At 70.8% G+C, this 10,503-nt stretch carries 8 protein-coding genes; all 8 read right to left on the bottom strand.

Annotated features, from left to right (window positions below):
- Positions 1 to 674 precede the first annotated feature (674 nt).
- Positions 675 to 1,352, bottom strand: a complete 678-nt coding sequence (locus ACWC21_RS17165) for an arsenate reductase/protein-tyrosine-phosphatase family protein (protein ID WP_450882532.1) — start codon at positions 1,350 to 1,352, stop codon at positions 675 to 677.
- Complete coding sequence (locus ACWC21_RS17160) at positions 1,349 to 1,996, bottom strand: L-threonylcarbamoyladenylate synthase (RefSeq protein ID WP_450882530.1); 648 nt, start codon at positions 1,994 to 1,996, stop codon at positions 1,349 to 1,351. The genes ACWC21_RS17165 and ACWC21_RS17160 overlap by 4 nt, the downstream gene beginning before the upstream one ends.
- 52 nt (positions 1,997 to 2,048) lie before the next feature.
- Positions 2,049 to 2,888 (bottom strand): peptide chain release factor N(5)-glutamine methyltransferase, encoded by an 840-nt coding sequence (gene prmC / locus ACWC21_RS17155; RefSeq protein WP_450882528.1) that lies wholly within the window; start codon positions 2,886 to 2,888, stop codon positions 2,049 to 2,051.
- A gap of 111 nt (positions 2,889 to 2,999) precedes the next feature.
- Complete coding sequence (gene prfA / locus ACWC21_RS17150; RefSeq protein WP_389151703.1) at positions 3,000 to 4,076, bottom strand: peptide chain release factor 1; 1,077 nt, start codon at positions 4,074 to 4,076, stop codon at positions 3,000 to 3,002.
- A gap of 113 nt (positions 4,077 to 4,189) precedes the next feature.
- The gene (gene rpmE, locus ACWC21_RS17145; protein WP_030740744.1) at positions 4,190 to 4,411 is read right to left on the bottom strand and encodes a 50S ribosomal protein L31; all 222 of its coding nucleotides are present in this window, start codon (positions 4,409 to 4,411) and stop codon (positions 4,190 to 4,192) included.
- Between the two features lie 269 nt (positions 4,412 to 4,680).
- The gene (locus ACWC21_RS17140; protein WP_450882525.1) at positions 4,681 to 5,814 is read right to left on the bottom strand and encodes an LCP family protein; all 1,134 of its coding nucleotides are present in this window, start codon (positions 5,812 to 5,814) and stop codon (positions 4,681 to 4,683) included.
- 207 nt (positions 5,815 to 6,021) lie between these two features.
- Positions 6,022 to 7,752 carry a trypsin-like serine protease gene (locus ACWC21_RS17135; protein WP_450882685.1) on the bottom strand — a complete coding sequence of 577 codons (1,731 nt, stop codon included), beginning with the start codon at positions 7,750 to 7,752 and terminating at the stop codon, positions 6,022 to 6,024.
- Positions 7,753 to 8,041: 289 nt separating this feature from the next.
- Positions 8,042 to 10,108, bottom strand: coding sequence for a transcription termination factor Rho (rho, locus tag ACWC21_RS17130; RefSeq protein WP_450882523.1), 2,067 nt, complete (start codon positions 10,106 to 10,108; stop codon positions 8,042 to 8,044).
- Between the last annotated feature and the right edge of the window lie 395 nt (positions 10,109 to 10,503).

Raw genomic sequence — 10,503 nt, 5'->3', positions numbered from 1 at the left:
CCGCACGGGCGGGGCCGGCCCGTGGTTCTCCGTCCATCCGGCCCCCACCGCACGGGCGGGCCCGGCCCCGGGTCCTCAGCCCATCCGGCCCCCACCCCACACACGGAGCCGGCCCCAGGCTTTCAGCCCGTCCGGCGTTTGAGGACGAGGCCCGTCCAGGGCCGAAGCGGGGTCTGGGGGCGCAGCCCCCAGCGGGGTGCAGGGACAGAGCCCCGCAGGGGTGCAGGGGCGCAGCCCCGCAGGGGTGCAGCCCCGCAGGGGTGCAGGGGTGCAGCCCCGCAGGGGTGCAGGGGCGCAGCCCCGCAGGGGTGCAGGGGCGCAGCCCCGCAGGGGTGCAGGGGCGCAGCCCCGCAGGGGTGCAGGGGCGCAGCCCCGCAGGGAGTGCAGGGGTGCAGCCCCGCAGGGGTGCAGCCCCGCAGGGGTGCAGCCCCGCAGGGGTGCAGCCCCGCAGGGAGTGCAAGGGCGCAGCCCCGCAGGGGCCCAGCGGATGCCGGGGCGGCACCTCGCGGGGTCCAGGGGGCGTCAGCCCCCTCCCCCAGCAGGGTCCGGGGGCGCAGCCCCGCGGGGGTCCGGGGGGCGCAGCCCCCTGCGGGGTCGAAGGGGCGGAGCCCCTGGGGACGGGAAGGGTAGGGGCGGCGGGGGCGAGACCACTCCGCCAACCCGGCAGACCGCCACTACGTCCGCGCCGGCACCCCGGTCAACGCGGTCACCACCGGATCCAGCGCCTCGTGTATCTCGTCCCCCACCGAACGGAAGAACGGCAGCGGCGCCCCGTACGGGTCGTACACCTCGTCCGCCTCGGCGGTGGGCGCCAGCAACCACCCCCGCAGCGCGGCAGCGGCCCGCACCAGCGCCCGCGCCCGCGCCACCAGCCCGTGCTCCAGCGGCGGCAGCGTCGCCGGGTCTATCGCCCGCACCAGTCGGGTGAACTCCTTCAGCGTGAAGGTGCGCAGACCGGCCGAGTGCCCCATGGAGATCACCTGCGCCCGGTGATCCCGCGTAGCGGTCAGCACCAGGTCCGCCATGATCACGTGCTCGTCCAGCAGTTCCCGCCCCACGAAGCCGGAGGCGTCCGCGCCGAACTCGGCCAGCACCGCCTCCGCGTTGGCCTCCATGGGCGCCCCCTCGTGGCCCCAGGTGCCCGCGCTCTCCACGATCAGCCCGCGCCCCAGGACCCCGAGCCGCTCCGCCACGAAATGGCGGGTCAGCCGCTCGGTGATCGGCGAGCGGCACACGTTGCCTGTGCTGACGTGGAGGATGCGGAAGCTGTCGCGCGGAAACCCGAACGTCGTCGTCTCCTCCGCGCTGTAGCGACCGCCGCCTATGCCACGCCCCGCGTCAGGGGCCGTCAATTCGCCACCTCGAGGTCGGGTACGACCTTCCGCAGCTCGTCCGGCGAGATGGCGCCCTCGCGCAGCAGCAGCGGCACCTCACGGGTGACGTCCACGATGGACGACGGCACGTTGCCGGGGGTCGGGCCGCCGTCGAGGTAGACGGAGACGGAGTCGCCGAGCATCTCCTGGGCGGCGTCGCAGTTCTCCGGCGCGGGGTGGCCCGTGAGGTTCGCCGACGACACCGCCATCGGGCCGACGTCCGTCAGCAGCTCGATGGCGACCGGGTGCAGCGGCATGCGCACGGCGACGGTGCCACGGGTGTCCCCCAGGTCCCACTGCAGGGACGGCTGGTGCTTGGCGACGAGCGTGAGGGCGCCAGGCCAGAACGCGTCGACCAGTTCCCAGGCGAGCTCGGAGAAGTCGGTGACGAGCCCGTGGAGCGTGTTCGGGGAGCCGATCAGCACGGGGGTGGGCATGTTGCGGCCGCGCCCCTTGGCGTCGAGCAGGTCGGCCACCGCCTGCGAGGAGAACGCGTCGGCGCCGATGCCGTACACGGTGTCGGTGGGCAGCACCACGAGTTCGCCCCGGCGGACGGCGGAGGCGGCCTCGCGCAGACCCGTCGCGCGGTCGGTCGCGTCGTTGGTGTCGTATCGCCGTGCCATGTCTAACGGGCCTCCTCGTACACGTACTGCTGCGGGTCGGAAGTGCTGGTGGTCACGGCAGCGCCTTGCGGGCCGTCGCGAACCGGGGGCGGTTGTTGAGGTCGGGGTGGTCGGCCGCGTCGGCCCACCCCCGTTCCTCGGTGAAGATCCAGGGCACCTGGCCGCCCTGGGTGTCGGCGTGCTCGATGACGACGACTCCGCCGGGGCGCAGCAGCCGGTGTGCCGTGCGTTCCAGACCGCGGATGAGGTCGAGACCGTCCTCCCCGGAGAACAACGCGAGATCGGGGTCGTAGTCGCGGGCCTCGGGGGCTACGTACTCCCATTCGGTGAGCGGGATGTACGGCGGGTTGGAGATGACCAGGTCGACCTGGCCGTCGAGGTCGGGGAAGGCGTCCAGGGCGTTGCCCTGACGCAGGTCGACCCTTGACCCCTCCACGTTCTTGCGGGTCCATTGGAGGGCTTCCTCGGACAGCTCCACGGCGTGCACCCGGGAGCGCGGCACCTCCTGGGCGAGGGCGAGCGCGATGGCGCCGGAGCCGGTGCACAGGTCGACGATGCAGGGCTCGACGACGTCCATGGCGCGCACCGCGTCTATGGCCCAGCCGACCACGGACTCGGTTTCGGGCCGGGGTACGAACACCCCTGGCCCGACCTGCAGTTCGAGGTAGCGGAAGTAGGCCCGCCCGGTGATGTGCTGCAGCGGCTCGCGCTGTTCGCGCCGGGCGATGACCTCCCAGTAGCGGGCGTCGAAGTCGGAGTCCTTCACGGAGTGCAGCTGGCCCCGCTTCACGCCGTGCACGAACGCGGCGAGTTCCTCGGCGTCGGTGCGCGGCGAGGGCACGCCGGCGTCGGCCAGCCGCTGGGTGGCCTGCGCCACCTCCGCGAGCAGCACGCTGCGGGGGCTTGGGGGCCGCCCCCCAAATTCTTGCTGCACGCTCGTCCTCCGGTGTTCAGTACTTTCCGGTGCTCGGTACTTCGTCGTGCGCGGCCCGCGCGACGTTCCTCACGCGGCCGCGAGCTTCGCCGCCGAGTCCGCGTCGACGCAGGCCTGGATCACCGCGTCGAGGTCGCCGTCCAGGACCTGGTCCAGGTTGTACGCCTTGAAGCCGACGCGGTGGTCGGAGATGCGGTTCTCCGGGAAGTTGTAGGTGCGGATCTTCTCGGAGCGGTCGACGGTGCGGACCTGGCTGCGGCGGGCGTCGGCGGCTTCCCTCTCCGCCTCCTCCTGCGCCGCGGCAAGCAGCCTGGAGCGCAGGATACGCAGTGCCTGCTCCTTGTTCTGCAGCTGGCTCTTCTCGTTCTGGCAGGAGGCGACGACGCCGGTCGGGATGTGGGTGATGCGCACCGCGGAGTCGGTGGTGTTCACGGACTGGCCGCCGGGCCCGGAGGAGCGGTAGACGTCGATGCGGAGGTCGTTGGGGTTGATCTCCACGTCCACCTCCTCGGCCTCGGGGGTGACGAGGACACCGGCGGCGGAGGTGTGGATACGGCCCTGGGACTCGGTCGCGGGCACCCGCTGCACACGGTGCACGCCGCCCTCGTACTTCAGCCGGGCCCACACGCCCTGTCCGGGTTCGGTGGCACCCTGGCCGCCCTTGGTCTTCACCGCGACCTGGACGTCCTTGTAGCCGCCGAGTTCGGACTCGGTGGCGTCGATGATCTCGGTCTTCCAGCCGACGCGCTCGGCGTAGCGCAGGTACATGCGCAGCAGGTCGCCGGCAAACAGGGCGGACTCGTCGCCGCCGGCGCCCGCCTTGATCTCCAGGATGACGTCCTTGTCGTCGCTGGGGTCGCGCGGGACGAGCAGCAGGCGCAGCTTCTCGGTCAGCTCCTCGCGCTGCTTCTCCAGCTCTTTGACCTCGGCCGCGAAGTCGGGGTCGTCGGCGGCGAATTCGCGCGCGGTCTCGACGTCGTCGCCCGTCTGCTTCCAGGAGCGGTACGTGGCGACGATCGGGGTGAGCTCGGCGTAGCGCTTGTTCAGCTTGCGCGCGTTGGCCTGGTCGGAGTGGACCGACGGGTCGGCGAGCTTCTTCTCCAGGTCGGCGTGCTCGGCGACGAGTTCCTCGACGGCCTCGAACATCTTGGGGCTCCTGTACTGCGGGTGAAGGGCTGGCGGGCGACCAAAAACGCCGGTCCCGGCGCGACGCCCTCCGGGTGAGGGGTCGCTGCCGTGGACCGGCGATTCGGCGCTCGCTACTTCTTGGAGCCGGCGGCCTTGCCGAAGCGGGCCTCGAAGCGGGCCACACGGCCACCGGTGTCGAGGATCTTCTGCTTGCCCGTGTAGAACGGGTGGCACTCGGAGCAGACCTCGGCCCGGATGGTGCCGGACTCGATGGTGCTGCGGGTGGTGAACGACGCGCCGCAGGTGCAGCTGACCTGCGTCTCGACGTACGCGGGGTGGATGTCGCGCTTCAAGGTGTCTCCTAGGTTTCGGGAGGGCGCCGGGTCGCTCCGCGGGGTGCGGGGGCGTGAACCGGAGCCGACGTACCAGTCTGCCAGGACTGGGGCCATCCTCCCAAACCGGGGGTTCGCGTTTTCTATTCCCTGGGGGTTGGGGTGGTTCGCCCAGGGGGCTGCGACGGTCTCGCCATGGGCGGCTGCGGGGCCGTTGTGGTTGTTCGCGCAGTTCCCCGCGCCCCTTTGGGGCGCTGCCACGGGCCGCCCGTGACGAAGTCGCCGTACTCCTACGACGACGTCACGACTCCGTTCGCCTCGCCCTTGGCCGCGCCCTTGGTGGCGCTCGCCGGGATGGGCCGGTCGTTCTTGAGAGCCGTCCACACCTGCTGGGCCTTGGTCCGCTGGACGATGACGCGGTTGGGGTTCGTGGGGTCGTACTGGACCGGCATCGTGACCATGTGCATCTGCGAGGAGCTGATGCCCTTCAGGCCGTTCGCGAAGTCGGTGAGGGAGTTCACCGAGCCGAGCTCGGAGTCGGTGGTGACGGTCTTGGTGGCGGTGTCGGCGAGGTCGAGCAGCTTCTTCGGGTTGGTGAGGACGCCGATCTCCTTGACCTGGTTGACCAGGGCCTTGACGAAGGCCTGCTGGAGCTGGATGCGGCCGAGGTCCGAGCCGTCGCCGACGCCGTGCCGGGTGCGTACGAGGCCGAGGGCCTGCTTGCCGGTGAGCTGGTGGGTGCCGGCCCTGAGGTCCAGGTGGCTCTGCGGGTCGTCGATGTTCTTGCTGGTGGTCACCTTGACGCCGCCGAGCTCGTCGATGAGCTTCTGGAAACCGGCGAAGTCGACCTCGAGGTAGTGGTCCATGCGCAGTCCGCTGAGGGACTCGACGGTCTTCACGGTACAGGCGGCGCCGCCGGTGGAGTACGACTCGTTGAACATGACCCCCTTGGCGGCGGGGTGGGTGTCGCCCTTGGTGTCGGTGCACTCGGGGCGGTTGATGAGGGTGTCGCGCGGCATGGAGACCACGGCGGCCTTCTTGTGGCCCTTGTAGATGTGCACGATCATCGCCGTGTCGGAGCGGGCGCTGCCGTCGTCGGTGCCGCCGCCGAGTTTCCGGTTGGAGCCGGCGCGGGTGTCCGAGCCGAGGACCAGGATGTTCTCGGAGCCGTTGTCGGCCTTGGCCGGCCGGTCGTTGCCGAGCGCCTGGTTGATGTCGACGCTCTTGATGTTGCCGTTGAGCTTGAAGTACACGTATCCGAGTCCGGTGCCGCCCAGCACGACGACGCCCGCCGCGGTCCAGGCGGTGACCAGCAGGGCCTTGCGGCGCCCGCTGGGGGCCTTGCGGCGGCGCCCCTTGGCTCGACGGGGGCCTCTGGAGCCGGGTTCCGTTATCGCGGGTTCCGGCGTGCTCTCGGCAGACATGCGCTCCTCGAATTCTCGTCCGGTCGGTTACCCCCTGTTTTCGGAGACAGGCCTGGTGTCGCGGCACCCTTACCGCACCATGGTCACTCCACCAGGCCAGCCGGGGAAACTCGGGACAGGGTTGCACAACGGAACGTGGCCACCGTGTGCGACGGTGGCCACGTTCCGTAGTCGGCTCAGCGGGTCATCCCCGTCTCACCTGCGGGTTCATCCGAAGATGCCGTACTGGTCGAAACCGGTACCGACGGAGACTCTTGTGGCGAAAATCTCGCTGGTCGCCTTCCCGGTGCCCTTGTACAGGTAGAGCGTGCCGCCGGGGGTGCGGGCGAGGAAGTCGGCCTTGCCGTCGCCGTTGACGTCGCCGACCGCGTCGAAGGCGTTGTAGCCGGTCCAGGCGCTGCGCACCTTGATCCGGCTGGAGAACGCCCCGGAGCCGGACTTGCCGGTGCCCTTGTACAGGTAGAGGTCACCGGTGCTGCTCTGGCGCGCGAGCAGGTCGGCCTTGCCGTCGCCGGTGAAGTCGCCGTGGCCGCGTACCGAGTTGTACTGGTTCCAGCCCGTGCTCACCTGCACGCGCGCGGAGAAGCTGCCGTCGCCCTTGCCGGGGTAGAGCCACAGGGTGCCGGCGGAGTCCACGGAGAGCAGGTCGGGCAGGTAGTCGCCGGTGAGGTCGCCGGGGGCGATGATCCGGGTGCGGGTCTTCCAGTTGTCGAAGATCTGCTTCGTGGCCCAGGAGCCGCTGGAGGTGACGTAGTGCGTCCAGAAGACGGCTCCGGAGGCGCTTTCGCGGGTGATCAGGTCCTGGTAGCCGTCGCGGTCGAGATCGGCCTGCAGGACGACGTCGACGCCGTCCCAGTCGCCCCAGGACTGGCGGGCGCCGAACCCACTGCCGGTGGAGTCCTTCTCGTAGCCCGTCCTGGTGGACGAGTTGCGCACCCACAGGTCGGCCTTGTGGTCGCCGCTGAGGTTGGTGTCGTCGACGCGCGGATAGGCGGCGCCGACGTAGGTGCTGACCTTGGTGAAGACGCTGTAGGCGCCCTTCTCGACGCAGTCCTGCACACCCCAGGAGACGACGCCCACGATCCGGCCGCCCACGATCAGCGGGCCGCCGGAGTCGCCGTTGCAGGCGGAGGTGGTGCCGGTGTCGCTGCCGGTGGCGGGCTTGCCCGCGCAGACCATGTGGCCCTTGACGAAGTCCGTGCCGTAGTAGCCGGCGCAGGTGGTGTCCGACTGGATGGGCAGGGTGGCCGTCTTCAGTGTGTCGGAGATGTCCTGGCTGGTGGAGCTGGTGCGGCCCCAGCCGTAGAGCGTGGCGCTCTGGCCCGCGGCGTACGAGGCGGTGTCCCCGGAGGTCGTCATGCGGATCGGCGTGGCCTTGACGGCGACCGGCAGGGTGAGGACGGCGATGTCGTTGTCGATGGTGGCCGAGCTGTACGACGGGTGGTTCCACTGCCGCCAGACGCCGGTGGCCGTACCGCCGTGCAGGTCGGTGCCGCCGGAGCCGTCGCTGCTCGCCAGCTGTGAGGTGCCGGTGATGACGGCGCCGTGGGCGTGCCAGTCGTAGCCCTTGACGCAGTGCGCGGCGGTGAGGATCTTCGTCGGCGCGACGACCGAACCACCGCAGAAGAAGCCGATGTCGTCGCCGGTGTCGGTGGTGCCCTTGTCGTCGTAGTACCAGAGCTGGGCCATCCACGGCGCCGACGTGATGGTGGTGTCGGTACCGCCGATGATCTTCGGGTCGGCGGTGGCGGTGCTCGTGTTCGTGCTGCTGCTCGTGCGCGCGCTCAGGGACGACTTCTGTGTCGTCCGCCCGGCGGTGTCGTCACCCGCGAGGGCGCCCGCGACGCGCTTCTCCAGCTCGCTGAGCGAGGGCGAGCCGGTGGCGGGCTTGACCGTCGGCGTCGGCGGTGCGGTGGCCGCGCCGGCGGACGAGGTCATCAGCGCGGCGGCGACGGCCGCGGCGACACCGGCGGCGGCGAGCGGAAGGCCGAAACGTACCCGCCGTCTGTGCCGGCCGCCGCGGTCCAGGGTTGTGCTCAAAGGTTCCCCAGGGATGCATGAGATGGAAGGGACGCATGATGCGTCCCGACCTACTCAGCGCCAAAAGGCCGCCCCCCGTCACTCATGACAGGGGGCGGCCTCAACGCGCCCCCAAAGGGGCGCGGGGAACTGCGCGATCAACCACGAACAACCCGCAGTCGACGAAGAACCCTCACCTCAACGGCGACTAGTCCCCGTTACCCGGCGTCGGCGTCGTCTTCTGGATCTGCATCAGGAACTCGGCGTTCGACTTCGTCTGCTTCATCTTGTCGAGAAGCAGCTCGACCGCCTGCTGCTGGTCGAGGGCGTGCAGCACTCGGCGCAGCTTCCAGACGATGGCGAGCTCGTCGCTGGCGAGCAGGATCTCTTCCTTACGGGTACCGGACGCGTCCACGTCCACCGCCGGGAAGATGCGCTTGTCGGCGAGCTTCCGGTCGAGCTTCAGCTCGGCGTTGCCCGTGCCCTTGAACTCCTCGAAGATCACCTCGTCCATGCGGGACCCGGTGTCCACCAGGGCGGTGGCGAGGATGGTCAGCGAACCGCCGTCCTCGATGTTCCGCGCCGCACCGAAGAACCGCTTCGGCGGGTACAGGGCGGTCGAGTCGACACCACCGGACAGGATGCGGCCGGAGGCGGGCGCGGCCAGGTTGTAGGCACGGCCCAGACGGGTGATCGAGTCGAGCAGCACGACCACGTCGTGGCCCAGCTCCACCAGGCGCTTGGCGCGCTCGATGGCGAGCTCGGCGACCGTGGTGTGGTCCTCGGCCGGACGGTCGAAGGTCGAGGAGATGACCTCGCCCTTGACCGACCGCTGCATGTCGGTGACCTCTTCCGGACGCTCGTCGACGAGGACGACCATCAGGTGGCACTCGGGGTTGTTGTGCGTGATCGCGTTGGCGATCGCCTGCATGATCATGGTCTTGCCGGTCTTCGGCGGGGCCACGATCAGACCGCGCTGGCCCTTGCCGATGGGCGCGACGAGGTCGATGATGCGGGTGGTCAGCACGCCCGGGTCCGTCTCCAGGCGGAGGCGGTCCTGCGGGTAGAGCGGGGTCAGCTTGTTGAACTCCGGGCGGCCGCGGCCGTGTTCGGGCGCCATGCCGTTGACGGAGTCCAGGCGGACCAGCGCGTTGAACTTCTCGCGCCGCTCGCCTTCCTTGGGCTGGCGGACCGCACCGGTGACGTGGTCGCCCTTGCGCAGGCCGTTCTTGCGGACCTGGGCGAGGGAGACGTAGACGTCGTTCGGACCCGGCAGGTAGCCCGACGTACGGATGAAGGCGTAGTTGTCGAGGATGTCGAGGATGCCCGCGACGGGGATCAGGACGTCGTCGTCGGCGACCTGCGGCTCGGCGATCTCGTCGCGGCCGCGGCGGCCACGGCGGTCGCGGTAGCGGCCGCGACGGCCACGGCGGCCGCCGTCGAAGTCGTCGTCGTCCTGCGGACCGGTGTTGCGGTCCTGACGGCCGCCGCCCTGCGGCTGGCCCTGCTGCTGACGGTCCTGGCGGTCCTGGCGGTCCTGACGGCCACCGCCGGCCTGGCCCTGCTGGTCGTCGCCCTTGCCGCCACGGCGGTCACCGCGGTCTCCGCGGTCCCGGCCGCGCTCGCGGCGGTCGCGACGGCCGCGGCCGTCGCCGTCACCGGCGTCCGCCCTGGGGGCGTCGCCCTGCTGCTGGCCCTGCTGGGCGGGCGTCTCGGCCTTGGGCTCGTTCTTCGCCTCGGCGGCGATGGTCTCGGTACCGCTGCTCGCCGGGGCGCCCGCGTCGGCGGTGGCGCGGCGGCGGCGGCGCTCGACGGGGGCGTCGTCTCCCCCGCGCTCGGCTTCGCTCGCGCGGGTGCCTCCGGCCGGCTGGCCGGGGATCTCGATCTGCTGCTGGGCCACGGCCTTGTCGGCGGGCGCCTCGGCGGCCTTGTCGGCCTTCTTGCCGGCGGTCTCCTCGCCCGTACGGGCCTTGGAGGTGGCCCGGCGCTTCGGCTTGGTCTCGGCGGGGGCCTCGGCCTTGGCGGCCGGGGCGGCGCCGCCGCCTGCCTGCGCCTCCTTGATGACCTCGATCAGCTGGCTCTTGCGCATCCGCGCGGTGCCCCTGATGCCGAGGCCCGAGGCGACCTGCTGCAGCTCGGCCAGCACCATGCCCTCGAGGCCGGTACCACGGCGCCGCCGGGAGCCGGCACCGGTGGCAGGCGCGGAGGCGTCCGTGGCGGGCGCGGCAGCGGTCTCCTCGACACGTGCGCCCATCAGATCGGTGGTGTCGCTCACGAAGGGTCCTTCCCTGGAGCGGACGTCGGCCTGTCTGGCTCGGCGACCGTTTGTGCTGTCCGGCTTCGGTTCTGTCTCTGTGAACCAAGCCGGGGCGGTGGTCCGCCTAAGCGGCGGAAGAGATATCTGGTGATGGCGCTTCCTCCAACCGTGGCACCCAGTGTCACGTGGTGTGGTAGCACCGATTCCGGGGCGTGCCCAGCGGCCCGCTCAGTGTGCGCGTACGTCGTGCTGACCAGGTACGGCGTACGGAACACGGACTGGCTTGGGAGGCTCCCGGAAGAATGTCTGTCCCGGACGGGGACACGAAGCACCTCGCCATGGTGGGGTCGGGTGCAGACTTGAGATTAACACTACCGGATCCAACAAACATTCCCCCTCTCCAAATCCGGCAA

This window comes from Streptomyces sp. NPDC001348 (assembly GCF_053597535.1).
This window is presented reverse-complemented; position numbering and strand designations above follow the sequence as displayed.

Bases quoted from the DNA above. Each gene is read 5' to 3' on its own strand.
- ACWC21_RS17140 (WP_450882525.1), bottom strand. From the start codon at position 5,814: ATGTCTGCCGAGAGCACGCCGGAACCCGCGATAACGGAACCCGGCTCC.
- ACWC21_RS17160 (WP_450882530.1), bottom strand. From the start codon at position 1,996: ATGGCACGGCGATACGACACCAACGACGCGACCGACCGCGCGACGGGT.
- prfA (WP_389151703.1), bottom strand. From the start codon at position 4,076: ATGTTCGAGGCCGTCGAGGAACTCGTCGCCGAGCACGCCGACCTGGAG.
- ACWC21_RS17135 (WP_450882685.1), bottom strand. From the start codon at position 7,752: ATGACCTCGTCCGCCGGCGCGGCCACCGCACCGCCGACGCCGACGGTC.